Here is a 25,644-nt window from a genome sequence, read left to right as displayed (position 1 = left end):
CGTTGCGTTCCAGCGGGGTTGGTCGCGTTCCGTGCGGGTGGTCGCCTTGCGAGGGTGGTCTTGCGGGTCGTGACGAAGTGCGGGGTTGCGATTGGGGCTTGACCTTGAGCCTCTAGCTGGGCGCGTAGTCGGCCTCAAAGACCGGGGTTCACAGAGCCCCGGCCGAGCCCAGACAGGGTGGCACCCAGCCCCTCAAGGTCAAGCCCCAATCGCCATGAGCGGGGTGCACCGCTACCCAGGCGGCAGAGGTTCAGACGGCTCGCTTCGCATCGCCACGCCAGGCTGCGTGCGTGGTCGCCTTGCGAGGGAGGGTGCCTGGTGGCACCGCGCGGGGCGGGTTGCGATGGCTCGTCGCGTTCCAGCAGAGGAGTCGCCTTGCGGAGGCTGCGCCTCAGGCAGTCGGGTCTGCTGCCTCGACTGCGTCTTCGGCTTCTGCCTTGGGCTTGGGCTTCGTCGCGCGGTGCAGGGCGACCATGCCGCCGGTCAGGTTGAACCAGGCCACGTCCTCCCAGCCCGCCTGCGAGATGAGCTCGCCGAGCGTGCGCTGGTCGGGCCAGGTGGCCATGGATTCGGCCAGGTACGAGTACGCGACCGGGTTGCTCGACACGAACTTCGCGATGAGCGGGAGGAGTTTGAGCAGGTAGCGCATGTAGACGAAGCGGAACGGCTTCCAGACCGGGGTGGAGACCTCGCAGATCACCATGCGGCCGCCTGGCTTCGTGACGCGGGCCATCTCCTCGAGGGCCACGACCGTGTCGTTGAAGTTGCGGATGCCGAAGGAGACCGTGACGGCGTCGAACGAGTTGTCCTTGAAGGGCAGGCGCAGGGCGTCCGCCGCCACCTTCGGGACTCGGCGGTGGGCTCCCGAGGCGAGCATGCCCACGGAGAAGTCCGCGGCCACGCACCAGGCGCCGGAGGCGGCGTACTCGACGGTGGAGACGGCGGTGCCCGCAGCGAGGTCCAGGACCTTCTCGTTCGGGCGGGCGTCCAGGACGCGCCTGCTCCAGTCCCGCCAGCGGCGGTCGAAGCCCAGCGTCATGACCGAGTTCGTGCGGTCGTAGCCCTTGGCCACGCCGTCGAACATCTCGGCTACCTCGCGGGGGTTCTTGTCCAGGCCGGCTCGCGACATACCAAGAGACTAAGTCAGGCTCGCTGAGATCATCTTCAGGGCACCTTCAGGGCCGTCAGCATGCCGTCCACCGCCGCGTGCCACGGGTACTCCTCGGCTCTGGCTCGTGCGGCTTCCCGGGAGCCTGATGTCAGCAGGCGCTGGGCCGCGGAGGCGAAGGCCGGGGCGTCGTCGGAGACCGCGGCGCCGCAGGAGGGTTGAACGATCTCTTTCAGAGCGCTGCTCTGGCTGACGACCACCGGGGTGCCGCTCGCGAGGGCTTCCAGTGCGGCCAGTCCGAACGTTTCGTGTGGGCCCGGCGCCAGGGACAGGTCTGCGGACGCCAGTAGGGAGGCCACGTCCAGGCGGGACTTCACGAAGCCCAGGAACGTCACGGGCAAGCCCGCCGCGCGCTTTTCCAGGGAGGCGCGGCGAGGGCCGTCGCCGGCGATCACCAGGCGGGTGGAGTGGCCCTGTTCGTGTAGTTCGGCGAGGGTGTCCACGGAGCGCTCCACGTGTTTCTCCGGCGACAAACGTCCACAGTGGATCAGAAGTTTCTCCTTGCCCTGCAAGAGGTCTCGGCGGAGATCTGCCGAGTGGCGACTTGGAGTGAACGTGGCGAGGTCCACGCCCAGCGGGACCTGGGTGACGTTCGAGGCGCCGATGCGTTCGAACTCCTCGCGGGCGAAACCGGTCGTGCAGACGACGGTGTCGTAGGAGGCGGCCATGCGGCGGTTCGCCCAGTCGGCGCCTCGTTCGGCAGGGGTCGCGGGCAGGACGAACTGGAGGAGGCGGTCGAGGCGTTCGTGGGAGATGACGACGTTCGGGATGTCGCGCTCGCTCGCCCACGCGCCCATGCCCCGCAGTGTCAGGCGGTCGGAGACCTCCAGCCGGTCGGGCTTCAGGTCTTCCATCAGGGATTTGACGCGCCACGGGTCCACTACGCGGTAGCCGCCGGTGTACGGGATCTTCAGTGCCGGGAGGGTGATGCGGCGGACTCCGCCCGGCAGTTCCTCGTCCGCGTGGCGGGGGCCCGGCACGACGAGCACCACCTCGTGGCCCAGCTGTGCGTAGCCGGTGCCGAGGTGGTGCAGTGCCGTGCGCAGGCCGCCCGACTTGGGACCGTAGAAGTTGGCCAGCTGAACGATCCTCAAGCGGCCGCCTGGTGCGTCAGTCCGATCACCGCGGCGTAGTGGCCAATCAGCTCGTCGCAGATCGCCGGCCAGGTGCGGCCGAGCACCGACTTGCGGGCGGCGAGACCGAAGCGCTTGCGCAGCATCGGGTCGCGGAGCAGGTCCACGTACCGCGCGATGTCTTCTTCGAAGAGGTATCCCGTGCGGCCGTGGCGGACCAGGTCGCGCGGGCCGCCCGCGTTCGGCGCGAGCACCGGCAGGCCGGTCGCCAGGGCTTCCTGCACGGCCTGGCAGAACGTCTCGTGCGGGCCCGTGTGGATGAAGACGTCCAGTGACGCGTAGGCCTCGGCGAGTTCGTGGCCGGTGCGGAAACCCAGGAACTCCGCGTTCGGCATGTCCTTTTCGAGCTGCTCGCGGTCCGGGCCGTCGCCGACGATCCGCAGCTTCACGCCCGGCAGGTCGTGCAGCTCCTTGAGCCTGAAGACCTGCTTCTCCGGCGCGAGGCGGCCGACGTAGCCGATGGTGAGCTCGTCGTTGTGCCTGGGACGCGGGTGGAAGAGGTCGATGTCGACGCCGCGGCCCCACCGGTGCACGCGCGGCACGCCGTGCTGCTCCAGCGCCTCGACCGCCGAGCTCGACGGCGCCAGCGTGCGGTCCGCCAGCGTGTGCAGGCGTTTGGTCCACCGCCACGCCGCGCGTTTGGTGAGCCCGAGCCCGTAGCTGCCGGCGAACCCCGCGACGTCGGTCTGGTAGACCGCGACGGTCGGCACGTCGAGCTTGCGCGCGGCTCTGAGGCCGTACGCGCCCAGCACGAACGGCGACGCGAGGTGCACGACGTCGGGCTGGAAGTCGGCGAGCGCGTGCAGCACTCTCGGGCTGGGCACGCCGATGGGAAGACTGGTCACCATGGGCACGTCGACCGCCGAGACTCTGACGACGGGGGTGCCGTGGTGCTCTTCCGCGCCGGCGCCGGGCGCGACGACCAGCGCCTGGTGGCCGTTGCGGCGCAGGTGCTCCAGCACGCGGAGCACGGAGTTGGTGACGCCGTTCACCTGAGGCAGGAAGCTCTCGGTCACGATAGCTACTCGCACAGGGACACCATGAGGTGCCCGTATGAAGTCCGCGTGACCTCAGATTTGACGTGGACAGAACACCTCACGTCGTGGCCAGGTGATCGTCGATTCGTCATCTGCGCTTAGGTTCCCGGTCATCCGACGCGGTGAAACTAGGCCAGCATGACCGTCTTGTCGTCCCGTCCCGCCCACCCGGTCGACCCCGGCCTGGTGTCCATCGCGCTGGAAGTGGCCGGTCGCCTGGCGAACGACGCCTCGGACGTCATCATGGCCACCGCCGGCCGCGGCGTGCGTCCCGACTCCGGCGAGTCACCGTTCGACTGGGTCACCGACACCGACCGCACCCTGGAACGCCACACCCGGCGCGTGCTCACCAAGGAGTTCCCCTCGATCCCCGTGTTCTGCGAGAACTCCGACGACGGGAACGCTCCGACCGACTCGGAGTTCCGCTGGGTCGTCGACCCGGTCGACGGCACCGCGAACTACACGGCCGGCATGCCCTGGTGTGCCTACAGCCTGGCGTTGGTGGACCGCTGGGGCCCGGTGGTCGGCGTCGTCGCCGACCCGTACCGCTCGCAGATCTACGCCGCCGCCCGCGGCCGTGGCATGCGCGCGAACGGCACGCCGGTCCGCCTGACCGAACGCCAAGGCGACTCCCTTGTCGTGTGCACCGAGATGACGCGCACCGGCCCGTGGCCTGGCATGGGCGAGTTCATCTCCACGGCCGCGATAGCAGGCACGGGCGTGCGCGTTCTCGGTTCAAAAGCCCTTGCCGTCGCACAGGTGGCGTTGGGTCACGTGGCAGCCGCCGTGCTGCACGGCTACCACGAGTGGGACGTCGCCGGTGCGGTGTCATTGGCCGTGGAGTCGGGTGCGGTCGTGCTCGACAGACGCGGCGAGGGCGCCCAACTGCCCGTAGACGGACTACTGGTCGCCGCTCCCGAGGCAGCCGACGAGGTGCTGGGCTGGTGGCAGTCGGCGCTTCAGGTCGACAACTGAGGAAGCTGCTTCTCCAGCACTTCGAGGTGTGTGCGCGCCTCGTCCAGCTCCGGGTGGTCGAACATCTGCAACGCCACCCGCCCGACCTCGTTCTCGAACTGATGGAAGTCGTGCGTGGCCTTCAGCAACCGCTGGTAGACGGGATGCTGGCTGTCGACCGCACCGAGCGCCCGCCCGAGCTGCGCGATGCCGCGCACGTCGTCGAGCTCCTTCGTGAGCTGCTCGCTGATCCGCTGAAGCCAGTCCTTGGCCGCCGACTTCGGCACGGTCTGCACCGCCGCGGCGACCCGGCGCGTCGACTCCGCACACCGTTCGACCAGGTCGGACCACATGTCGTAGGGCTGCTGCGGCAACGGCGGGTGCATCGGCCGTTGGAGTTGACTCGGCCGCTGCGCCGAACGGCGGATGAAACCGACAGCGGTGCCGAGGACTCCTCCGGGGATGGCGCCGAACATGAAGACGATGGCGAGGATCGCGATGATCGTGACGGGGAGCGAGGACGGGTTCTCGCTCGGGACGCTCAACTCGACGGCCGTGGTGAGGGCGCCCATCAGCAGGGCGCCGATACCGGCACCCCAGAGCGCTGAGCGGAAGACGACCCCCATGGCCTGATCGTGCCACGCCCAGGAAATTCCTGTGGGGTTTCCTGAGGCGCTAGGCTCGTCTTGTCAGTTCCAGTAGGAGCTGAAAGTGGACCCGGTTCACCGTCCGGACGGTCGGTTGCCGGGTTTCGCGCTATCTGGACATTGGTCGAACTCCACCACGGCGTCGAGCGTTGCCGGTCCCGATCGCCGACCGCGACGACTCTCTCAGGCGTCGAAGTCGACTGTCACGCACTCGCTCGTCGGCAACGCCTGACAGGTCAGCACGAACCCCGCCGCCACCTCGGACTCGTCGAGCGCGTAGTTGCGGCGCATCTCGACGCTGCCCTCGGTCACCAGCGCCCGGCACGTGCCGCACACCCCGCCCTTGCAGGCGAAGGGCAGGTCGGCGCGGACGCGTTGGGCGGCGTCCAGGATCGGCTCGTCCGCGGGCAGCGGCAGCGTGGTCGACTTGCCGTCCAGCACGACCGTGACCGAGGCCGCGGCGTCCACGACGGCTTCCGCGCGGCGTGGTGGGGGTGGTGGCTCGTCCACGTAGAAGAGTTCGTGGTGCACGCGGTCGGACGCAACGCCGCGATCGCGCAGCACGGCTGTGGCGTCCTGCACCATCTCGTAGGGGCCGCACAGCCACCACTCGTCGATGGCGTCGAACGGGACGACGCTGCCGAACAGAGCCGTCAGCTTGGCCGCGGTGAGGCGGCCGGTGAACAGTTCCACGTCGCGCGGTTCGCGGGACAGGACGTGGATCAGCTGGAACGTGGCCGGGTAACGGTCCTTCAGGTCGGCCAGCTCGTCGGCGAACATCACCGTGTTGGTGCTGCGGTTGCCGTACATCAGGGTCACGCGGGCGCCGGTGGCCAGGACGGTCGCGGCGATCGACAGGGCCGGGGTGATGCCGGAGCCGGCGACGACCAGGCCGTGGTGGGTGCCGACGCCGGACGGGGTGAACTTGCCCAGTGGCGGCAGGACTTCGAGCACGTCCCCAGGGGCCACGCGGTCGACGAGCCAGGTGGAGAACTGGCCGCCGTCGACTCGGCGCACGCCGATGCGCGGGGCGGCACCGGTGGGGGCGCAGATCGAGTACGAGCGGCGTTCGTCGCCCTGGCGCAGGGTCAGGTACTGGCCCGCGGCGAAGGCGAACTCGTCCGAAAGGTCCCCTGGCACGTCGAACGTGACGGCCACGGCGTCGTCGCAGAGGCGGTCGACGCTCGCGACCGTGAGCTTGTGGAAGGCAGCGCGGCGCGACAACTCAGATCTCCTTGACGTGCTCGAACGGTTCGGCGCAGGCGTGGCAGCGGCGCAGGGCCTTGCACGCGGTCGAGCCGAACCGTGAAATCTCCGAGGTGTTCAGCGAGCCGCACTGCGGGCAGGCGACCTGGCGGGACGGCGGCACGAGGTTCAGCGGGATCGGGCCCGCAACCGTCGGGCCGATCCGGGACGGTGGCGCGATGCCGGCTTGAGCCAGCTTCTCCCGGCCTTCCTCGCTGATCCAGTCCGTGGTCCAGGCCGGGGAGAGCGACAGGCGCACCTCGACCTCGGCATACCCGGCGCCGACGAGTGATCGGCGCAGGTCAGCGCCCATCTCGTCGATCGCGGGGCAGCCCGAGTAGGTCGGGGTGATGGTGACGACGACGCGGCCGTCCTCTTCGGAGACCTCGCGGAGCACGCCGAGGTCCGCCAGCGTGAGGACCGGGAGTTCCGGGTCCCGCACGGCCGACGCGACCTCCAGTGCCGTCGTCACCAGACCGCTCCCGGCAGCGAGCGGTGCAGGTGCTGCATCTCGGCGAGCAGATAGCCCATGACCTCGGTGTGCACGCCGTCGCGGCCCGCCATGCCCGCGACACGGGCGGCGCGGGTGTCCTTGGGACGAGTGAGGCCGGCGGCGCTGAGCACCGCCTCCAGCACACCGTCCACTTCGGACCGCAGCGAGGCCGGGTCGACGGCAACGCCCTGAAGCGCGGCTTCGACCGAGTGCGTCGCGAAGAGTTCGTCGACGAACGGCCACACGCGCTCCAGGCCCGCCTGCATGCGGCGGTGCGACTCGTCGGTGCCGTCGCCGAGGCGAACGGTCCACTGGGCGGCGTGATCGCGGTGATACGCCAGCTCCTTGACGCCCTTCTCGGCGATCGCGGCGAGGACCGGGTCGGCCGAGCCACGCAGGCGCGAGAAGAGCGCGAGACGCCACGACGAGAACACCAGCAGGCGCGCGATGGTCGTCGCGAAGTCGCCGCCGGGGCCGGGGCCGCAGTCGATCTCGGCCAGGTGCACGTTGCGGAACTCGCGTTCGTCACGCAGGTAGGCCAGCGCGTCCTCGTCCCGGCCGAGCACCTCGCCGGCGCGCGTCAGCAGCATGCGGGCCTGGCCGAGCAGGTCCAGCGCGATGTTGGCGAGCGCGATGTCCTCTTCCAGCTCGGGAGCGCGCGAACACCACTCGGAGAGGCGCTGCGAGAAGATCAACGCGTCGTCGCCGAGCATCAGGCAGTAGGAGGCGAGAGCGTCCTTGTCGACTCCGGCCGGGAACTCGCGGTCGACGCCGGACAGGGCCTCCGAGAAGCCCGTTCCGAACGCCCAATGCGCGTCCTCGTGGCCCAGCAAAGACTCGTAGGCGTTGTCGAAGCTCATAGGTGCGGCACGTCCTCGGGAATCGCGTAGAACGTCGGGTGCCGGTAGACCTTGTCCCCCGCGGGCGCGAAGAACGGGTCCTTCTCGTCCGGCGAGGACGCGGTGATCTCCGTCGCGGGCACCACCCAGATCGACACGCCCTCGTTGCGACGCGTGTAGACGTCACGAGCGTTGCGCAGCGCCATCTCGGCGTCCGGCGCGTGCAGCGAACCGACGTGCACGTGGTTCAGCCCGCGCTTGCCTCGCACGAAGACTTCCCACAGCGGCCAAGACGTGCTCACGCGGCACCTTCCTTACGTGCGTGCTTCTGAGCGTGCGCGGCGGCGGCGTCACGGACCCACGCGCCGTCCTCGTGCGCCTTGCGGCGGTGGGCGATGCGCTGCTCGTTGCAGACACCGCCGCCCTTGACGACCTGCCAGAACTCGTCCCAGTCCGGCTGGCCGAAGTCGTACTCGCCACGCTCTTCGTTCCACTTGAGCTCGGGGTCCGGGAACGTCACGCCGAGCTTCTCGGCCTGCGGCATGCTCATGTTCACGAACTTCTGCCGCAGCTCGTCGTTGGTGTCGCGCTTGATCCGCCACGCCATGGACTGCTCGGTGTTGGTCGACTCGGCGTCCGGCGGGCCGAACATCATCAGCGCCGGCCACCACCAGCGGTTCACCGAGTCCTGCACCATGTCGCGCTGCTGCTGGGTACCGCTCATCATCGTCATCAGCAGCTCGTAGCCCTGACGCTGGTGGAACGACTCTTCCTTGCAGATGCGGATCATGGCGCGCGCGTACGGCCCGTAGGACGTGCGGCACAGCGGCACCTGGTTGCAGATCGCGGCGCCGTCGACCAGCCAGCCGATGACGCCGACGTCGGCGAACGTGAGCGTCGGGTAGTTGAAGATCGAGGAGTACTTCTGGCGGCCCTCGATGAGCTTGACCGTCAGGTCCTCGCGGTCGGCGCCGAGCGTCTCGGTCGCCGAGTACAGGTACAGGCCGTGGCCTGCCTCGTCCTGCACCTTCGCGAGCAGGATCGCCTTGCGGCGCAGCGAGGGCGCGCGGCTGATCCAGTTGCCCTCCGGCTGCATCCCGATGATCTCGGAGTGCGCGTGCTGGGCGATCTGCCTGATCAGGGTCTTGCGGTAGCCGTCGGGCATCCAGTCGCGCGGTTCGATGCGCGATTCGGACCGCACGGTGCGCTCGAAGCGCAGCTCCAGGTCATCCGCCATGCCCCGATGTTACACCCGGACGCCGAATCTGCGTAGAACTGTCACAACGGCTGCGATGACGATCCAGACGGACACGAGGAAGGTTCCAACGGGAAGCAGGCTGAGCGTCGCCGTCCGGCCGGCCACGCGCGTGAGTTCGGGGTTCGTCTGGTCGTACTCGACCCGCACGTTGTCCCCGACCTTCAGCCCGTCCGGGTACAGCACGCCCTGGGACGGGATGATCACGCGCCCGTCCGGTGTGGCGTAGCGCACAACGGTCCGGTTGAAGGACACGGAGTCGACCTGCGCGACCGCCTGCCCCATCGACCGCTCGATGGCCACGTCATCACGCCAGCACGCGATCGGCAGCAGCACGCAAACAAGCGTGATCACGCCACCGACGACGAACAAAGCCCTGCAAACCGCACGGCGGACGCGTACACCGCGGGGCGACTTGGTCACTGCGTCCTCCACCACAACTGAGAAGTCTAGAGCCGGGCGGATGCCGCGCTTTCAGGTTGAGGTCCATACAGTCGGAGAGTGACCTCAGCACCGACATCGCGAGCACGGCAGCGAATCCGCGTCCGGTCGAAGCGGGACACCGCCGGTGACCTGCTCGGAATGCTGCCCGACCCGGAGCGCGCGCTCGCGTGGGTGCGCGACGGGTCCGGTCTGGTCGGCTGGGGCGAGGCCGCACGCCTGGAGGTCAGCGGCCCTGACCGGTTCGCGCAGGCCGACAAGTGGTGGCAGGAGTTCGTGTCGCACCTCGACGTGGACGACGAACTGGGTGTGCCGGGCAGCGGCCCCGTGGCGTTCATCTCGATGGCCTTCGCCGACTCGCCGGGCGACTCGGTGCTGATCGTGCCCGAGGTGGTCGTCGGCCGCCGCAACGGCGAGCAATGGGTCACCACGATCGGCGCCTCGGACCCCGCGCCGCTGGTCACGCCGTTGTCGCGGCCTTCGACGGTCCGGTACTCGAACGGTCAGCTGCCGGTCACGCAGTACCGCGAGGCCGTCCGCGAGGCCGTTCACCGGATGCGCGGCGGCGAACTGGACAAGGTCGTCCTGGCCCACGACCTGGTGGCCCGCACCGACCGGCGGCTGGACCAGCGGTTCGTGCTGCAGGGCCTGGCCCGCCGCTATCCCGAGTGCTGGGCCTACGCCGTGGACGGCCTGGTCGGCGCCACGCCTGAGCTTCTGCTGCGGCGGACCGGGTCGGTCGTGGACTCGCGGGTGCTGGCCGGGACCACCTGGCCGCACGACGGGGTCTCCGATGAAGAGCTTGCTTCGGCGTTGATGTCGTCGGAGAAGAACCTCGAGGAACACGACTACGCGATCACCTCTCTCGCGGAGACGTTGCGGCCCTTTTGCACGACGATGTCCGTCGAGGGGCCTTCGGTTCTGCGGCTGCCGAACGTGTCGCATCTTTCTTCGGACGTGATCGGGACGCTGGAGTCTTCGGTGTCGTTGCTGCACCTCGGCGAGGCCGTGCATCCGACGGCCGCCGTGGGTGGAACGCCCCGGCTGGACGCGACTCAGTTGATCTCGCAGCTGGAGGGGATGGACCGCGGGCGGTACGCCGGGCCCGTCGGGTGGATCGACGGGAACGGGGACGGAGAGCTCGGAATCGCGCTTCGTTGTGCGCAGATCTCGGGGTCCACGGCTCGACTGTTCGCCGGATGTGGGCTGGTGGCCGACTCCGATCCCGACATCGAGGTGCAGGAGGCGCACGCCAAGATGCGGCCTATGCGTGAGGCCCTGGAAGGCCTATGACGCTGGCCACGAAGGCCGCCTTGCCTTCCGTGTAAGCCTCACGGTCGTGGCTGCTTTGTTTCGCTAGCTGGCGTTTCAGGTCCTCGTAGGCCTGGGCTCGTTCGTTGTCGCTTCTCAATGCGTCTCGGAAGCGGAGCTGGTCGGCCCACCGCTGATGGCCTGCCTGGATCAGGTGCAGGTGGGCTTCTCGCCGTTGGTTGGTGGCGTCCGGTTTGACGTAGAAGCGGCGCCACGGGCGGTTGTCGAGGTTCGGGGGCACGTGGACCCAGCCGTGCGCGGCCAGGAGTTCGGACGCGTTGGTGACGACGGTGTCCAGGTCGGTGACCGAGGCCATCAGGTCGATGATCGGCTTGGCGGAGAGGCCGGGGACGGCTGTGGAGCCGATGTGTTCGATGCCGTCGACCAGCCACGGGTTGAGCAGTTGCTGGAGGCAGTCGCGTTCTGTTGCCGCGCGGTTGGCCCATCGAGGGTCGTGCGGGTGCAGTTCGGCTCGCTCGTAGGCCCAGGCCGGAGCCTCCTCGGTCACTGGACCTGTTCGAGGAAGGCGCGCCAGGCGGAGGTGCTGAAGGTCAGCACCTCACCGGCCATGTTCTTCGAGTCACGGACACGCGCATTCCGGGTCAGCGAAACCTCGACGCAATCACCTTCTGGCGTGCCGTTGCTGTAGCTGCTCTTACGCCAAGTGCTGTCCTGGGGCATCGAGATCCTCTCGCGGCAGGTTGACGTACTCCGCCAGCTTCCTCCGCGATTGTTCCTCATCCAAGGCGACCTCGGCCAAACGATCGAAGATCAGCCTCGTCCGCGCAATAGCGCCCCGATCCTGCACGAACACCTGAGTCAGGTCGGTCTCGCTGTAAGCGATCGGCATCGCTTTCTCGTACTCCCACAGCCGTACTCCGGCGGAGTTGACGATCACGTCCGCGGGCACGATTCGCACGATGTGCGCGTAGAACAACAACTGGAGGTACTGGTCCTCCATGATCTGCGCGTCACCGACCTGCTGCCGCAGCGCCAGCTCGTGGATGTAGAACAAGCAAGTCGGCCGATCGTGTCGCCTCAGCACCGCCTGACGATCCATCCGCGCCCGCACCAGCGCCGGGATCCGCTCCTCGACGGCGACACCCGCCACTCGGTACAAGGCGTCGGCGTACCGCTCCGTTTGAGTGAGACCAGGCACGGTCAACGTGTCGTAGTTGAGCATCGTCTTGGCCGTTGCTTCAGCCATCGCGAGAGTGCGCACGTTGTCCGGGACCTGAACGATGTATTCCTCGAAGGCGTTGCGGTAGCGCCGTTTGAAGTCCTCGAAGAAGTCGATGTCCTTGCCGCACATCGTCAGGAACTGGACCAGGTCGATCTCACTGGGCCGCGCTTTGCCGTGCTCGATGGTCGACACCTTGCTGGGATCCCAGCCCAGCCTGGCGGCCACTTCGGCGCCTTTGAAGTCGGTGCAGGTCTCGCGCAAACGCCGCAGCTCATCGCCTAGATCCCGGCTGTACGCGGTGGATGGAATGCTTTGGGCCATTCACCGACGCTATGACTTGGATCTATTCCACGATACGGGCTCGTTCGGGTGAAAACGGTGACAGCGCGCCGAACCACTGCTCGGCGCCGTACTCCTCGAACCGGTCCACCTCGGTGAACCCAAGTTTCTTCGCGAGGCGCAGCGAGGCTTCGTTGGCGACCTGGATCGTCAGCACCACCGGTTCGCCGGGATGCGAGCCGGTGAACCAGTCGAGTGCCGCCGCGCACGCCTCGGCCGCATACCCGTGGCCCCACGAGTGCGGCAGGAACATGTAGCCGAGCTCGGCCTCCCCCGCATCCGGCCAGACTCGGCCTTTGCGCACCGGGTCGCGCCGGTCGAACGTGATCATGCCGATCATCGTCCCGTCGAGCTCAACCACGAAGAAGCCGAAGCGCCTGCCCGGCACCTCGGGAGCCGTGCGCTCCACCTCGTCGCGCGGCTGGGCGCCGCCGATGTAGGTGCCCACCTCCGGCGAGGCGAAGAGGTCGACGAACGCCGGTCGGTCGCGGGGCTCCGACTGGCGGAGCACGAGCCGTTCGGTCTTGATCGGGACGGGCGGCCAGGCCACGGCTCCCGGTCGGTCATGGTGTCCGCTCATGGTCCCCTCCACACGCTGACGCAGGGGTCCCCCCTTGCCGGGAACCCCTGCGTCATAACGTACTCAGCCGGTCTGACAGCCCGGAATCGCTTGTGCGCGAACTACTTGTGCGCGTCCAGCAGTTCGTGGGTCAGCTGGATCTTGGCGCGCGACTTCGGCTCCGCGGCCTTGTCCGAAGCGACCGAGAGCGACTTCGAGGCGACGTCCGCCGAACGTCCGGGAGCCTCGGCCGGCTTGCCCTTCGTGAACAGCCACGTCTGGAACAGCTGGTCGAGCTGCTGGCCGGAGACCCGCTCCGCGAGTGCGATGAACTCCTCGATCGTGGCGTCCGAGTACTTCTTCTCCGCGACCCAGGTCTTGAGGATCTCGAAGAACTTCTCGTCGCCCACGGCCACGCGCAGGGCGTGCACGGCCAGTGCGCCGCGGTCGTAGACGGCGCCGTCGAACACCGCGCCGGCACCGGGGTCGCCGGGCAGGACGTTCCAGAACTCGCTGTCGGCCGGGTAAAGGTCGTAGGTGAAGTCGGCGTTCTCCTGCGCCGTGCCCTCACCGACGTGCTCGGACCAGAGGAACTCCGCGTAGGAGGCGAAGCCCTCGTTCAGCCAGATGTCCCGCCAGTGGTGGACCGAGACCGAGTCGCCGAACCACTGGTGGCCCAGCTCGTGCGCGACGACGTAGGTGTTGGCGCCGCGGCGGAAGAAGCCCGTGTCGTAGGTCGGGCGGGTCTGGTTCTCCAGCGCGTAGCCGAGGTTCGGGGTGACGACGCCGCCCTGCGCCTCGAACGGGTACGGGCCGAAGTTCTCCGACAGGAACTCGACGACCTCGGGCGTGCGCTCGATGCTCGCCTTGGCCGCGTCGGCGTTGTCGCCGAGGCGCTCGGAGTAGGCGTTGACGTACGGCTGGCCGGAGGGCGTGGTGCCCTGGCGGAGCTCGAACTGGCCGATGGTCAGGAACGTCAGGTACGTCGCCTGCGGCTTGGTGCTGCGCCAGTTCCAGCGGGTGTAGCCGTTGATCTGGCGGGTCTGGCCGACGAAGGTGCCGTTCGAGATCGCCTCGACGCCGGTCGGGACGGCGACGTTGACGTCGAAGGTGGCCTTGTCGGTCGGGTGGTCGTTGGACGGGAACCACCAGGAGGCGATCTCCGGCTCACCGATGGCCAGGGCGCCGTCGGGGGTCTTCGTCCACGCCGTGAAGCCGTTGCCGTTCTTCACCGTGGACGGGGAGTCGGCGTATGTGACGACGATCGTGAGGTCCTGGCCCTTGCGGACGCCGCCGCGCGGGGTGAGCGTGAGCTCGCCGTCGTCCGAGACGAACGAGGCCGGGACGTTGTTCACGCGGACCGACTTCACCTTGAGCAGGAAGTCGAGGTTGAACTGCGTGAGGTCCTGGGTGGCCTTCGCCAGGATCGTCGTGGTGCCCGACAGCTGGTCGCCGGTCGGGTTGTAGTTGAGCCTGATGTCGTAGTGGGAGACGTCGTACCCGCCGTTGCCGTACTTCGGGAAGTACGGGTCGCCGGCCCCGGGAGCACCCGGAGACGCCGCGAGCGCCGTCCCCGCGAAGAACGCCATCGCGGCCGCGGACGCCACCGCGGCCGTCGTCTTTGATCTGATCGACATGCGGCGGACGCTATCCACACGATCATGGTCGATCTACCGACTTACGTATGTTTCCTAGCTGCTGAAAACGGTTGACACCGTCGACTTGAGACGTTGGTGCAACGCGCGCAGTTCTTCACGTTTTGCCTGCACTTCGACCACTTGGAGGCCCTTCGGTGCCGCAATCGCGCTACGGAACTCCTCCTGGCCGTCCACTGTGGAGTGCGGAATTCGGTAGCCCGCGCACAAAGCGGTCAGATCCGTCCCGTGCGGGGTGCCGAAAATCCTTTCGAAACTTCCGCCGTACTCCGGAGCGCCTTGTTCCAGCAATGAAAAGATCCCGCCCCCGTCGTCGTTGAGCACGACGATCGTGAGGTCCGGAACCCGGTCGGCCAGCAGGCCGTTGCTGTCGTGCAGGAACGTCAGGTCGCCCATCAGCGCGAACGCGGGCCCGTCGTGGTTCAGCGCGAGCCCGATGGCCGTGGACACGCTTCCATCGATGCCCGCGGCACCCCGGTTGGCGTGCACGGCGATGTCCGAACGCCGCTCGCCCGCGAAGTCGACGTCACGGATCGGGTTGGACGAGCCCACGAACAGCAGCGAACCCGGCGGCATCGCCTGCGTCAGGTCACGCGCGACGTGCAGGCCGGTCGGCCACGGCTCGGCGTCCAGGAGGTCGTCGACGGCCACGCTGACGTTCTTCACCGCGCTCTGCCACGCCTGCGACCACTCGCCGTCGAGCGCGGCGGGCTCCGGCAGCCAGGTCGAGGCGCGCGTGGCGGTGAACTGCACGTCCGGCCACTGAGCCTGGTCACCGACCGCGTGCACGATTGGAGCGCTTCCAAGCAGCGCCTGCTGACCCCTCGAAAGGGTGACGCGACCCACGACGAGCACCGCGTCCGGCCGCAGATGCTCCGGCAGGCCCGCGTTGAGCAGCAACGACCCGTGCCGCAGGCCACCGGGCGCGGTCGGCTCGGCGATCACCGGCCACCCCAGCTGAGAGGCCTTCGACAGCCGCTCCGGGCGGTCGTCACCGAGCAGCACCAGCGTGCGGGCCGGCAGCGAGGACGGCCGGGTCTCGACGGTGAACACGCGGTCCGTCTCCGTCCACGGGCCGCGGTCCGACGAGGGCCAAAGATCATCAGACGGCGTGAGCGGCGGCCGGAAAGGCACGTTGACGTGCGACGGGCCGTCCGTGGCGATGGCGCGGCAGATCAACGAACGCGTCGTGGGCTCGTCGGCGCCCTCCGGCATGTGCAGCGTCGGGATGCCGAGCACGTCGTACTGGTCGATCGTCTGGCTGGACCCGGTCCGGTAGAGATCGACCGGGCGGTCGGCGGTCAGCGCGATCAGCGGCACGTTGGTGAGCTGCGCCTCGATGACGGCCGGGTGCAGGTTCGCGACGGCGGTGCCGCTGGTGCACGTCACCACGGCCGGTACGCCGGTCTTCGCGAGTCCCAGCGCGAGAAACCCTCCGCTCCGCTCGTCGATGCGCACGTGCACCGTGAGCAGGCCTTTGTGCTCGGCCTGGTGCAGCGCGAACGACAGCGGGGCGTTGCGCGAACCGGGGCACAGCACGACGTGACGCACGCCGTTGCGCACCAGTTCGTCGACGATCACCCTCGCCTGCGTCGTGGACGGGTTCATCCCTCAATTGTCACCGGGACACCTGAGAGGTCGCCCGCTGGTCTCGGTCCTGGGCGCTTAGAGTCTCGTGCGTGGCAGATCAGGAGCTCTTCGACCCGTCGTTGTGGAAGCCCATCGAGGGCTTCGACTTCACCGACATCACCTACCACCGGGCGCTCGACCAGGGCACGGTCCGCATCGCGTTCAACCGGCCAGAGGTGCGCAACGCGTTCCGGCCGCACACGGTGGACGAGCTGTACCGGGCACTGGACCACGCGCGGATGTCGTCCGACGTCGGGTGCGTGCTGCTGACCGGCAACGGCCCCAGCGCCAAGGACGGCGGCTGGGCCTTCTGCAGTGGCGGTGACCAGCGGATTCGTGGCCGGAGCGGCTACCAGTACGCCTCCGGTGAGACGGCCGAGAGCGTCGATCCGGCCCGCGCGGGGCGGTTGCACATCCTGGAGTGCCAGCGGCTGATCAGGTTCATGCCGAAGGTCGTCATCGCGGTCGTCCCGGGTTGGGCGGCAGGTGGCGGGCACAGCCTGCACGTCGTGTGCGACCTCACGATCGCGAGCGCCGAGCACGCGAAGTTCAAGCAGACCGACGCGGACGTCGGCTCGTTCGACGGCGGCTACGGGTCGGCCTACCTCGCGCGGCAGGTCGGGCAGAAGTTCGCCCGCGAGATCTTCTTCCTCGGCCGGACGTACTCCGCCGAGGACATGTACAAGATGGGCGCGGTCAACGAGGTCGTGCCGCACGCCGAGCTGGAGACGACGGCGCTGCAGTGGGCGCGTGAGATCAACGGGAAGTCGCCGACCGCCCAGCGGATGCTCAAGTACGCGTTCAACCTGATCGACGACGGCCTGGTGGGACAGCAGATCTTCGCCGGCGAGACGACCCGGCTCGCCTACATGACCGACGAGGCCGTCGAGGGGCGGGACTCGTTCCTGGAGAAGCGCGACCCCGACTGGTCGAACTATCCGTACTACTTCTGAGCAGGCGAAACATGCTCGATGAACTGCGCGCGGCGCTCCAGGGCGGCGACCCGCTGGTGGACGGCCCGCTCGACGGCTGGGAGAAGCGGGCCGTGCTCGGCGTGCCGACCTCCGGGTCGACGGGCGAGCCCAAGACCGTGCTGCTCGACGCGGACGCGCTGACGACGTCCGCCCAGGCCACGCACGAACGGCTCGGCGGGCCCGGCACGTGGCTGCTGGCGTTGCCCACCGGCCACATCGCCGGGGCGCAGGTGCTGGTGCGGTCGATCGTCGCCGGCACCACGCCCGGCGTGCTCGACATGTCGAAGGGCTTCCGCGCCATGGGTTTCGCGCACGCCGCGCGGCCGGTGCTGGCCCAGCCGGGACGCCACTACACCTCGCTCGTGCCGACGCAGCTCTCGCGGCTCGTCGTGGGCGAGGGGCCGGGGCTGGAGGCGCTGCGGCAGTTCGACGGCGTGCTGATCGGCGGGGCCGCCACCCCGCCGAAGTTGCTGGAGCAGGCGCGCGCGCTCGGCGTGCAGGTCGTCACCACGTACGGCATGAGCGAGACGGCCGGCGGGTGTGTGTACGACGGCGAACCGCTGCGGGGCGTCTCGTTGCGCACCGACGACGTGATCGAGATCAGCGGGCCGGTGCTGGCGCTGGGGTATCGCGGCAGCGCGGAACCGTTCGGCGAGTGGTTCCGCACCGGTGACCTCGGACGGCTGCGCGAAGGGCGGCTGGAGGTGCTCGGGCGCGCGGACGACGTGATCGTCACTGGCGGCGAGAAAGTGCCTCCGGTGCTGGTCGAACGGGCTTTGGCGACCGTCGAGGGCGTGCTGGAGGCGTGTGTCGTCGGTCTGCCGGACGACGAGTGGGGCCAGGTCGTGGCCGCCGTCGTCGTCGCACGTGGTGAGGAGCCTTCGGTGGACGAACTGAAGGCCGCCGTGACGCGGGACGTGGGCCGGGCGGCGGCGCCGAAGCTGGTGCGGTTCGTGTCCGAGCTGCCGTTGCGCGGGCCGGGCAAAGTCGACAGAACAGCCGTGGCCAACACTTTTAGGTGAACCTTTACCGCTGAGGACAACTCTCCCCGCGAAGCGCGCGGAACCCTAGCCGCGCGCGTTAGCGATGGGGGTTTCTTCATGCGCTACCTGTTACCGCTGGTCGCCGGCGCCACGCTGGTGGCCGGGCTGGCGTCGCCCGCCCAGGCGGCGGCTGCCTCGAACGAGTGGACCGCTGACGTCAGCGGCCGCACCGTCACGTGGGGCGGCTCCCCGCGCACCGGCCTGATCGAGCTCGGCTCGCACAGACTCGCTCAGCCCGCCAACGCGGTCACGGCGGCGGTGACCGGCGATGGTGTCGTCGACGTGCGCGGCCTGCGTGCGGACGGTCAGTGGACCGAGTGGCTGGAGGCGCCGGCGACGTTGCCGGTGACCACGTCCACCATCGAGACCCGCGTGGTTTTGAGCAGTGGCAAGGCATCGCGCGTGAAGCTGACCGCTTCGCAGGCGCCCGCGACCGTTGCCGCGGACGACGTTTCCGTTGCTGCCGCTGGACGTTCGTACCGGGTCTACGCGACGCGCGAGGGCCTTGTCGGCGGCACCACGGCGAACGGCCACACGATCGTCTCGCGCGACCACTTCGTGGCGTTGCCGTCGCGGCGTGGCCTGGCGGGCAAGAACTCCGGCAACTACAGCGTGCAGGTGTGCGCGTCGAACGGCCGTTGCGAATGGGCGCCCGTGTGGGACGTCGGCCCGTGGAACACCAAGGACGACTACTGGAACCCGTCCGCGACCCGTGAGATGTGGAAGGACCTGCCGCAGGGCAAGCCCGAAGCGCAGGCCGCGTACGAGAACAACTACAACGGCGGCAAGGACCAGTACGGACGTGAGGTCGCGAACCCGGCCGGCATCGACCTGGCGGACGGCACGTTCTGGGACGGCCTCAAGCTGACCACGAACTCGTGGGTGACCGTGACGTACCTGTGGACGGGCTCCGGTCCTGTCGGGACGGTCCGCACGTCCGCGGCCAACGGCACGGTGAACGTCCGCAGCGGCGCGAACTCCTCGTCGTCGCAGGTGGGTCTGGCCGGCAACTACGCCCAGGTCAGGGTGACCTGCCAGCTCACCGGCGAGTCGGTGTCGGGCACGCAGGGCACGTCGAACGTCTGGTACCGCATCGCGTCGGGCAAGCACATCGCCAAGGCGTACGTCGCGGGTGTGAGCGGCGCTACTGCCTGCTGATACACCCCTTCGGCGGGTCCTCAGGAACCATACCGGAGGATGGAGGCATGGCCTCAGTCGTCCAGTGGATCCAGGGGACCCGCCCGCGCACGCTGCCGAACTCGATCGCACCGGTGGTCGTGGGAGCTGCTGCGGCGCACCACATCGACGAGTTCAGCGTGCTCTACACGGTGCTCGCTCTCGTCGTCTCGGTGGCGTTCCAGGTCGGCGTGAACTACGCGAACGACTACTCCGACGGCATCCGCGGCACGGACGACAACCGGGTGGGGCCGTTCCGGCTGACCGGGTCCGGTGCGGCAGAGCCTGCGAAGGTGCGGCTGGCGGCGTTCATCTCGCTCGGGGTCGGCGCGCTGGCCGGCGTGGTGCTGGTGGCGTTGTCCGGGTACTGGTGGCTGCTCGGGTTCGGTGCCGTGTGCATTGCCGGGGCGTGGTTCTACACGGGCGGCAAGCGTCCGTACGGCTACGCGGGCCTCGGCGAGATCGCGGTGTTCCTCTTCTTCGGCCCGGCCGCGGTGCTGGGCACGCTGTACGTGCAGACCGGCGAGATCACCGGCATCGGTATCGGGGCGTCCATCGCGATGGGAGCGATCTCGGCCGCGGTGCTGGTGGCGAACAACCTGCGCGACATCCCGACGGACGCCGTGACGGGCAAGCGGACCCTGGCCGTGGTGCTGGGCGACAAGGACACCCGCAGGCTGTACCTGGCGCTGGTCGCGGTGCCGTTCCTGATCGCGCTGGGCATGACGGTGCGGGTGCCGTACGCGTTGCTGGGCTTCCTCGCGGCGCCGGTGCTGCTGCCCGCCGTGCGCCGGGTGGCCGCCGGACGTGGCGGCCGCGACCTGATCCCGGTGCTCCAGTTCACCGGGATCGCGATGCTGGCGTGGGCCGTGCTGGTCAGCGTCGGCCTGGTCCTGGACTAGGTCTGCTACCAGGCGTCTTCGGTGAACTGGGTCGGCTCGTCGTCGTCCGTTCGCACGGGCCTGCGCGGGGGTGGCGGCGGGGCCGTCTCGCCCTTGATCAGCTCGTCCAGCCTGGCGCGGTCGGCGTCGAGTGCCTGGCGCACCAGCGGATCGTGGCCCGCCTCGCCGGTGAGGACCTGACGCCAGCTCAGGCCGGCACCGCGCGCGATGCGGTCGGCGAGTTGACGCATCGCCGGTGAGGCCTCGCTGGACTTGGCGAACTGCATCACCCTGCGGATGTCCTCAGTGGACGGTTCCTTGCCCTTGAGGTTCTGCTGGGCGGACCGCATGGCGCGATCCGCCTCGGCGACGGCGTTGCTCAGGAAGTCCTCCGCCGCAAGGATGTCCGGGGTCCGCCAGGCCGTCATCACCACTTGTCCTCCGTGAAGATGTCCGGGGCGTTCTCGTCGCCGTCGTCACCCCGGTTCCGGCGCGGGTCCTGGGCGTTCATGATCTCTTCCGCGGTCAGGCCCTCCTGCAGCATCTGGAACGCCTGCTTCATCTTGTTGACGTTCTCCTGCTGCATGGCCTGCACGTCGGGGTCCTGCGCCGCCTTGCCGGAGACGACGTCCTCCCAGGTGAACTCGCCCGCGTCCACCTTGCGCTTCAACGCTTTGAGCTGCTCCGGCGCGTCCTTCTCCTGCGCGGCCCGCTCGACCTGCTGGGCGATCGCCTTGAAGTCGACCGGCGGAACGGGCGGCAGCGGCGTGTCCTTGAGGCGGTTCGCGAGGTCCTGCGCCTCCTTGAAGCGCAGGTCGACCTGCGCCTCGGCCGCCCGCAGCTCCGCGGACTTCCAGCTGTCGTTCGGGGTGGTCATCTCAGTTCTCCCTCGCGAAGAGCCCGCGCTGAATCGGCCTGGCCTCACCGCGGATGTCGCCCACCTCGGCGCGCTGCGCGAGGGTTCGCCACTGCCGGAAGTCTACTTCGGACAGACCGAGCTGCCGGGCCGTTTCGTAGTTCTCGCCGAGGAAGTGCAACACGGCCTGGTCACCCAGGACGCCGATGATCTCGAACTCCGCACCCCGGTACGTGCAGATCGTGCGGACCAGCTGGAGGTCTTCGACGACCGCGTCCGGCACCTCGAGGAACTGGGCGCCGTTCTCGTCGGCGAAGTCCGGCGGTGCGGGCTGGCCGGCCAGCGGGTGCAGCAGGACCGAGCCGGGCGTGGGCCCGAAGTCGACGTCGAAGTCCTGGCCGCGATACCTGCCGATCAGTCCACGCCGGACGGTCGGCCGGTGCGGAACCGGGGCCTGCCAGTACCTTCCGGGGCCGAAGCCGACGTCTCCCGTGGGGACCCATCCGACCTGGCGGTTGAGGTACTTGCCGACGCTGCGTCCGGTGCCGTCCGGTTCGAAGCGCCAGAGCTCCGTGCCCGCCGGGAGTTCGGCGAGCTCCATGACGTACTCGGGAATGGGGTTCGCGCTCGGCGTGTAGCCGGTGCCGGTGAACGGGACCGGGTAGACGCGGGTGGTGCCCATCTTCTGCGCGCCGTCGAGCGTCGGGCCGCCGAAGCTGGTGTCGAAGAGTTCGGTCGTGTGGGCCAGGAAGCGCAGCAGGTACTGCGTGCCCTTGGGCCAGTCCGCGACCTTGTCGACGCCGAACGCCTCGGCGAACTGGTCCGACGTGCCCTGCGGGAAGTCCTGCCCGCGCGTCACGAACCCGGCCGCCCGGTGCGGCTCGAACTTGCCGGGCACCACGACGTTGCCCAGGTAGAGCTGCGCGATCGCGGGGTGCACGATCTTCTGCAGGATCGTCTCCGGCCCGATGCCGGCCGCCTTGCGCACGACCTGTGGGGTGCTCATCCCGGGTTCTTCTCCTTCCACCGCGCCAGGAAGTCGGTGCGGTCGACCTGCACGTCCTGAAGCTCGTCGACGTCGAGCGTGGCTCGGTAGCCGTTGTACTGGTCGCCTTCGAGCCCGTTCTGCGCGGCCCACACGTACTCGCCACCCGCGTACCCGGCCTCGGCCTTGCCGTTCTCCGTCCTGACGACGTTGAACGGCTGCCCGCGCCAGGTGGCTGTGCAGGTTTCCAGGTACCAGGCCTGGAGTTCTGTCACCGCCACCGTCTTGAGCTCACGGTTGCCGTAGGTCTGGAACCCTTCCGCGTTGGCGTAGGTAACGCCCGGGATCTTGCGGATCCAGACGTTCTGGCCTTCCGCACCCGCGAAGTAGGTCTCGCCGCGGTACTCGGCCATCTCCTGGGAGTACTGGGTCATCAGAGCTTCGTCCAGCCGAACTTGCGGTCGTACACGGCGTGCAGTTTCTCAGTTCCGTCCGCGTTCACCTGCCAGATCTCGGCACGATCGGGCAACGGTGTGCCGCCGTCGACGCGCCACTCCGGCATGCCGCCCATCGTGGAGCCGGTGCCGGTGAACGGGTCGTAGCCGTCGTACGGTTTCGCCGCGCCGCCGGCTGCCGCCATCTGCTGCTGCGACGCCTCGTAGTGAGCCTTCTCCTGCGGCGACTGGTACTGGTCCGCCGGGTACGGCCCAGGCTGGGTGAAGTCCGGCGTGTCCTTCTTCGGCCCGCCGAACGGCACGTTGTGCGCGCCGGCGTTCTGGTCGGTCACCTCGTACCGGAGCTGCATCGCGGTCTGCGCGCCCTCGGGGATGGGCGTCCAGCCCTTGCCCTTGTCGTCGAGCGCGAGGCCGTCCCTGAGCCCTTGCGGCGTGTTGACGTCGACCACGTCCTGGCCGCGGGCGATCGAGCCGCCCATCTGGTTCTGCCAGGTCTCCTGCTTGCTGCCCGCGGCGTGCGGCTGGTCAGGCAGGTAGGTGCTGAGCGCCCCTTGGTTGAGGGCCTTGGTGACGATGTCGCCGGAGTCGACCTTGATCTGGTTGCGGACGTCGGCCACGTGCTGGGCCTCGCTCGCGCTCAGGTCGGTGGACAGCTTCTGGCTCAGCTCGACGTAGCGGTCGCGGTCGGCCTGGTTGGGCAGCATCTGCTCGAGCTGGTGCTGGTAGCCCTGACCCTGCGCCGACATGGCGGCCGCGTCGAAGTGGCCCTTGAGGTCCGGGCCGGTGGGCGGCGGCGGGTTGCTGCCGTCGCCCTTGTCGTTGTGGCCGGGGGTGGCGTCGTCGTTGCCGGGCTTGGTGTCGGTGTCGTGGGTGGCCGGGGTGTCGTGGTCCGGCCGGGTGTCGTGGGGCTCGGCGCCTTCGGCACCGCTCGCGTCGGTGTCGTGCGGCTTGCCGTCGTCGGGCCGGGCGTCGCCGTCGTGGGGCTTGGTGTCCGCGTCGTGGGGCTTGGTGTCGCTGTCGTGGGGCTTGGCGTCACCGTCGTGCGGCCGGGTGTCCGCGTCGTGCGGCTTGGTGTCCGCGTCGTGCGGCTTGGTGCTGTCAGGCGTGTCGTGGGGCTTGGTGTCCGTCGACCCGTTGGGCGTCGTGTCGTGGGGACGCGTGCCGCCGTCGTGCGGCGTCGTCGGGCCGCCTGACCCGCTGGGGGCCGGGTGGTCCGTGCTGGGGCTCGGGTGTCCCGGAGGGGAGGGCAGGCCGCCGCCCGCGCTCGGGGACGCGTGTCCGGGAGGCGACGGGAGGCCGCCACCGGAGCTCGGGGCCGGGTGGCCGGGAGGCGACGGGAGACCGCCGCCCGTGTTGGACGGGGCGGGGGCGGTTGCCGTGCCCGAGCTGGCGCTCGGGTGCTCAGGAGGCGTGGGCAGGCCACTGCCCGAGCCAGGCGTCGGGTGACCGCCTGAGTTCGGCGGGGTCGGCAGACCGCTGCCCGAGCCAGGCGTCGCGTGACCGCCCGAGTTCGGTGGAGTCGGCAGGCCGCTACCCGAGCCGGGCGTCGGGTGTGTGCCGGGCGTCGGGTGTGAACCTGGCGTCTGGTGCGTGCCGGGGTGGCTGCTGCCCGACGTGCCGGGGCCCGGCGGGGGCGTGGGCAGGCTGGAGCCACCAGGGCGAGTGCCGGGCACCGGGGTTGCCGGCGGGGTCGGGAGGCCTGAGGCGTGGCCGGGAGGGGTCGGCAGGCCCGTGGGGGCCTTGGGCCCGGCCGGGGCGCCCGCGCTGGGGAACGACGGGACTCCGCCCGCGCCTGGGCGGGAGCCGGAGCTCCTGGTCTGGTCGCCACCGCCTGCTCCTGGGGCCATGGGGGCGCCCATCGGCATCGCGCCGCCCATGGGGGTCTGGTGGGGCGCCGGCGGGGCCGCTGCGGGGGCTGCGCCTGCCGCGTGGGTGGTGTTGACGCTGGGTGGGGCTGCGGGGCCGTGGCCGCCGGACGAAGGCACGCCGCCTGAGCTGGAGTGACCGCCTGTGGGAACGCCACCGGTCGGCACACCGCCGCCGCCTCCGCCGCCCAAGGACGGTGGAGCCGATGCGGCTGGGCCTGTGGCGGCCGCGGCGTGGGTTCCGGGGGCGTCTGGGGAGGCGTGCAGGGTGGGCGGGGGTGCCACCGGGGCGCCGCCTGGCGCCACGGACGAGACGGCTGCCGGTTTGGTGTCCTCGGAGCCGCCTGGCGGGGAGTAGATCTCGCGGACCTTCGAGCCGACGTCGTGGCCGCGGTCGGCGATCTCGGTGGCCGAGTCCTTGATGGACGCGGCGTCGTCGCTGATGTCCCTGACGGCGTTGCGGACGTCGCGGCCCGCCTCGGCCACCTCCTGGGTGGCGTTCATGGCCTCGGCGAGGGAGTCGGCGTCCTTCAGCTTGCCGATGGCGGAGAAGACGCGGCCGACGGCGTCGAAGAGCGCCTTCACGTCGGCGATGAGCTTCTGGACCGTGTCGATGATGTCCATCACGCGCCGGTAGATCTGGTACGCGTTCCAGACCATCTCGGCTGCCTTGATCCAGCCGGCCACCGGGATCCAGACTGTGGCGGCGGCTTCGAGGAGCTTGTTGACGAGGTAGTCGAGCAGGCGTGCGGCCTGCTTGCCCAGAGCCTCTGCGCCGGACGCGACCGTGTCGAAGCCCTTCGCGATCAGCTGGGCGACGCCCATCTCGGCGAGCAGGCCCGCCTTCCAGCCGAGAGCGATGTACTTCTCGTGGGCGCGGGCCGCGTCGCCGTCCCAGTGGCCGCGCACCTTGCCCACGGCGTCGGTGAGGTTGTACGAGACGTCGTTCATGGCGTTGCCGACCATGCGCCACGCGTCGCCGTCCGCGCGGATCTTCGACCAGTCGCCGGTGATCGGCGTGATGATCGTGGAGACCAGGCTCTCGCCGGTCACGGCCTCGAACACCCAGTTGACCGCCTGCACGCCCCAGCCCTGGTCGCGCAGGACGTCGTTCAACGACGCCGTGTCGACGTCGGGCTGCTTCAGCGACGCGGTGACCGGGCGGGGGGAACGGTACGACGCGGTCGTCACTTCAGCAGCCCTTCGAAGATGCGCCGCTGAACGGCGTCGATGTCCTCGTAGGTCTTCGCCGTCGCGTCCACAGCCGCGGCCGTGCCCTCCAGCTTCGACTTGCCGAAGTCGAGCGTCTCGTCGAACAACGCCCGCACGATGTCCACGCCCGGCTGCAGCAACGTCAGCAGGCCGGTGAAGCCCGCCTTGTCGCACGCCGTGGCGTGGACGTACTTGCGGATCTTGTCGAACTCTTGGGCCTCGGTGCGCAGGTACTCGGCGTACGCGCGCATCTCGGCCGCGTCGGTGAACAGCGACGACACAGCGTCCCCCCTGCGGACTCAGGTGCTC

28 protein-coding genes are annotated in these 25,644 nt (G+C 69.4%); 6 read left to right on the top strand and 22 right to left on the bottom strand.

Features of this window, described 5'->3' with window-relative positions; translation table 11 throughout:
• Positions 1-391: 391 nt before the first annotated feature.
• Genes BM417_RS43155 through BM417_RS43145 form a run of 3 tightly spaced genes read right to left on the bottom strand, consistent with a single transcriptional unit; the run spans position 392 to position 3,317 of the window.
• Complete coding sequence (locus BM417_RS43155; protein WP_093605898.1) at positions 392-1,129, bottom strand: demethylmenaquinone methyltransferase; 738 nt, start codon at positions 1,127-1,129, stop codon at positions 392-394.
• Between the two features lie 35 nt (positions 1,130-1,164).
• Positions 1,165-2,262 (bottom strand): glycosyltransferase family 4 protein, encoded by a 1,098-nt coding sequence (locus BM417_RS43150; RefSeq protein WP_093605897.1) that lies wholly within the window; start codon positions 2,260-2,262, stop codon positions 1,165-1,167.
• Positions 2,259-3,317: a glycosyltransferase family 4 protein gene (locus BM417_RS43145; RefSeq protein ID WP_281251411.1), complete on the bottom strand. Its 1,059-nt coding sequence runs from the start codon at positions 3,315-3,317 to the stop codon at positions 2,259-2,261. Before BM417_RS43145 ends, BM417_RS43150 begins: the two co-directional genes overlap by 4 nt.
• 159 nt (positions 3,318-3,476) lie before the next feature.
• On the opposite strand from BM417_RS43145, the gene BM417_RS43140 reads away from it, so the two are divergent.
• A complete protein-coding gene (locus BM417_RS43140) occupies positions 3,477-4,313 on the top strand; it encodes an inositol monophosphatase family protein (RefSeq protein WP_093605895.1) in 837 nt (278 codons plus the stop codon).
• Here the strand turns inward: BM417_RS43140 and BM417_RS43135 are convergent.
• From BM417_RS43135 to BM417_RS43105, 7 genes are all read right to left on the bottom strand, one after another.
• Positions 4,298-4,918 (bottom strand): hypothetical protein, encoded by a 621-nt coding sequence (locus tag BM417_RS43135; RefSeq protein WP_093605894.1) that lies wholly within the window; start codon positions 4,916-4,918, stop codon positions 4,298-4,300. The two genes, BM417_RS43140 and BM417_RS43135, sit on opposite strands and share 16 nt — an antisense overlap.
• Before the next feature lie 204 nt (positions 4,919-5,122).
• Positions 5,123-6,163 carry a 1,2-phenylacetyl-CoA epoxidase subunit PaaE gene (gene paaE / locus BM417_RS43130; protein WP_093605893.1) on the bottom strand — a complete coding sequence of 347 codons (1,041 nt, stop codon included), beginning with the start codon at positions 6,161-6,163 and terminating at the stop codon, positions 5,123-5,125.
• 1 nt (position 6,164) lies between these two features.
• Positions 6,165-6,656 carry a 1,2-phenylacetyl-CoA epoxidase subunit PaaD gene (gene paaD / locus BM417_RS43125; protein ID WP_093605892.1) on the bottom strand — a complete coding sequence of 164 codons (492 nt, stop codon included), beginning with the start codon at positions 6,654-6,656 and terminating at the stop codon, positions 6,165-6,167.
• Positions 6,653-7,537, bottom strand: coding sequence for a 1,2-phenylacetyl-CoA epoxidase subunit PaaC (gene paaC, locus BM417_RS43120; protein ID WP_093605891.1), 885 nt, complete (start codon positions 7,535-7,537; stop codon positions 6,653-6,655). The genes paaD and paaC overlap by 4 nt, the downstream gene beginning before the upstream one ends.
• Positions 7,534-7,818 (bottom strand): 1,2-phenylacetyl-CoA epoxidase subunit PaaB, encoded by a 285-nt coding sequence (paaB, locus tag BM417_RS43115; RefSeq protein WP_090065945.1) that lies wholly within the window; start codon positions 7,816-7,818, stop codon positions 7,534-7,536. The genes paaC and paaB overlap by 4 nt, the downstream gene beginning before the upstream one ends.
• The gene (gene paaA, locus BM417_RS43110) at positions 7,815-8,753 is read right to left on the bottom strand and encodes a 1,2-phenylacetyl-CoA epoxidase subunit PaaA (protein WP_093605890.1); all 939 of its coding nucleotides are present in this window, start codon (positions 8,751-8,753) and stop codon (positions 7,815-7,817) included. The genes paaB and paaA overlap by 4 nt, the downstream gene beginning before the upstream one ends.
• A 9-nt stretch (positions 8,754-8,762) precedes the next feature.
• Positions 8,763-9,125 carry a DUF3592 domain-containing protein gene (locus BM417_RS43105; RefSeq protein ID WP_245822759.1) on the bottom strand — a complete coding sequence of 121 codons (363 nt, stop codon included), beginning with the start codon at positions 9,123-9,125 and terminating at the stop codon, positions 8,763-8,765.
• A 147-nt stretch (positions 9,126-9,272) separates the two neighbouring features.
• Between BM417_RS43105 and BM417_RS43100 the strand changes: the two genes are divergently transcribed.
• On the top strand, positions 9,273-10,505 hold the full coding sequence (locus tag BM417_RS43100) for an isochorismate synthase (protein WP_093605888.1): 1,233 nt from the start codon (positions 9,273-9,275) through the stop codon (positions 10,503-10,505).
• Here the strand turns inward: BM417_RS43100 and BM417_RS43095 are convergent.
• The 6 genes from BM417_RS43095 to menD all read right to left on the bottom strand — a co-directional run bounded on the left by BM417_RS43095 (position 10,477) and on the right by menD (position 15,867).
• The gene (locus BM417_RS43095) at positions 10,477-11,031 is read right to left on the bottom strand and encodes a GrpB family protein (RefSeq protein ID WP_093605887.1); all 555 of its coding nucleotides are present in this window, start codon (positions 11,029-11,031) and stop codon (positions 10,477-10,479) included. The two genes, BM417_RS43100 and BM417_RS43095, sit on opposite strands and share 29 nt — an antisense overlap.
• Positions 11,028-11,204, bottom strand: coding sequence for a DUF397 domain-containing protein (locus BM417_RS43090; RefSeq protein ID WP_093605886.1), 177 nt, complete (start codon positions 11,202-11,204; stop codon positions 11,028-11,030). The genes BM417_RS43095 and BM417_RS43090 overlap by 4 nt, the downstream gene beginning before the upstream one ends.
• Positions 11,179-12,027 carry a helix-turn-helix domain-containing protein gene (locus tag BM417_RS43085; protein ID WP_093605885.1) on the bottom strand — a complete coding sequence of 283 codons (849 nt, stop codon included), beginning with the start codon at positions 12,025-12,027 and terminating at the stop codon, positions 11,179-11,181. The genes BM417_RS43090 and BM417_RS43085 overlap by 26 nt, the downstream gene beginning before the upstream one ends.
• Before the next feature lie 22 nt (positions 12,028-12,049).
• The gene (locus tag BM417_RS43080; RefSeq protein ID WP_093605884.1) at positions 12,050-12,625 is read right to left on the bottom strand and encodes a GNAT family N-acetyltransferase; all 576 of its coding nucleotides are present in this window, start codon (positions 12,623-12,625) and stop codon (positions 12,050-12,052) included.
• Positions 12,626-12,726: 101 nt separating this feature from the next.
• Positions 12,727-14,241, bottom strand: coding sequence for a M1 family metallopeptidase (locus tag BM417_RS43075; protein WP_093605883.1), 1,515 nt, complete (start codon positions 14,239-14,241; stop codon positions 12,727-12,729).
• Between the two features lie 54 nt (positions 14,242-14,295).
• The gene (gene menD / locus BM417_RS43070) at positions 14,296-15,867 is read right to left on the bottom strand and encodes a 2-succinyl-5-enolpyruvyl-6-hydroxy-3-cyclohexene-1-carboxylic-acid synthase (protein WP_093605882.1); all 1,572 of its coding nucleotides are present in this window, start codon (positions 15,865-15,867) and stop codon (positions 14,296-14,298) included.
• 71 nt (positions 15,868-15,938) lie between these two features.
• On the opposite strand from menD, the gene BM417_RS43065 reads away from it, so the two are divergent.
• The 4 genes from BM417_RS43065 to BM417_RS43050 all read left to right on the top strand — a co-directional run bounded on the left by BM417_RS43065 (position 15,939) and on the right by BM417_RS43050 (position 19,983).
• Positions 15,939-16,841, top strand: a complete 903-nt coding sequence (locus BM417_RS43065) for a 1,4-dihydroxy-2-naphthoyl-CoA synthase (protein WP_093605881.1) — start codon at positions 15,939-15,941, stop codon at positions 16,839-16,841.
• Positions 16,842-16,852: 11 nt separating this feature from the next.
• Positions 16,853-17,884, top strand: a complete 1,032-nt coding sequence (menE, locus tag BM417_RS43060) for an o-succinylbenzoate--CoA ligase (RefSeq protein WP_093605880.1) — start codon at positions 16,853-16,855, stop codon at positions 17,882-17,884.
• 78 nt (positions 17,885-17,962) lie between these two features.
• The gene (locus BM417_RS43055) at positions 17,963-19,063 is read left to right on the top strand and encodes a hypothetical protein (protein WP_093605879.1); all 1,101 of its coding nucleotides are present in this window, start codon (positions 17,963-17,965) and stop codon (positions 19,061-19,063) included.
• A gap of 47 nt (positions 19,064-19,110) precedes the next feature.
• The gene (locus BM417_RS43050) at positions 19,111-19,983 is read left to right on the top strand and encodes a 1,4-dihydroxy-2-naphthoate polyprenyltransferase (protein WP_093605878.1); all 873 of its coding nucleotides are present in this window, start codon (positions 19,111-19,113) and stop codon (positions 19,981-19,983) included.
• A 5-nt stretch (positions 19,984-19,988) separates the two neighbouring features.
• Here BM417_RS43050 and BM417_RS43045 read toward each other — a convergent pair whose 3' ends face one another.
• Genes BM417_RS43045 through BM417_RS43020 form a run of 6 tightly spaced genes read right to left on the bottom strand, consistent with a single transcriptional unit; the run spans position 19,989 to position 25,616 of the window.
• Entirely contained in the window at positions 19,989-20,390 is a 402-nt protein-coding gene (locus BM417_RS43045) for a hypothetical protein (protein ID WP_093605931.1), read from the bottom strand.
• Positions 20,390-20,839, bottom strand: coding sequence for a hypothetical protein (locus BM417_RS43040; RefSeq protein WP_093605877.1), 450 nt, complete (start codon positions 20,837-20,839; stop codon positions 20,390-20,392). The genes BM417_RS43045 and BM417_RS43040 overlap by 1 nt, the downstream gene beginning before the upstream one ends.
• A 1-nt stretch (position 20,840) precedes the next feature.
• On the bottom strand, positions 20,841-21,824 hold the full coding sequence (locus BM417_RS43035) for a hypothetical protein (protein ID WP_093605876.1): 984 nt from the start codon (positions 21,822-21,824) through the stop codon (positions 20,841-20,843).
• Entirely contained in the window at positions 21,821-22,237 is a 417-nt protein-coding gene (locus BM417_RS43030) for a hypothetical protein (protein ID WP_093605875.1), read from the bottom strand. Before BM417_RS43030 ends, BM417_RS43035 begins: the two co-directional genes overlap by 4 nt.
• Positions 22,237-25,314: a hypothetical protein gene (locus tag BM417_RS43025; protein WP_093605874.1), complete on the bottom strand. Its 3,078-nt coding sequence runs from the start codon at positions 25,312-25,314 to the stop codon at positions 22,237-22,239. The genes BM417_RS43030 and BM417_RS43025 overlap by 1 nt, the downstream gene beginning before the upstream one ends.
• Positions 25,311-25,616: a hypothetical protein gene (locus BM417_RS43020; protein WP_093605873.1), complete on the bottom strand. Its 306-nt coding sequence runs from the start codon at positions 25,614-25,616 to the stop codon at positions 25,311-25,313. The genes BM417_RS43025 and BM417_RS43020 overlap by 4 nt, the downstream gene beginning before the upstream one ends.
• Between the last annotated feature and the right edge of the window lie 28 nt (positions 25,617-25,644).

This window comes from Lentzea waywayandensis, assembly GCF_900115955.1.
In the GTDB taxonomy this organism is placed as follows: Bacteria; Actinomycetota; Actinomycetes; order Mycobacteriales; family Pseudonocardiaceae; genus Lentzea; species Lentzea waywayandensis.
This window is presented reverse-complemented; position numbering and strand designations above follow the sequence as displayed.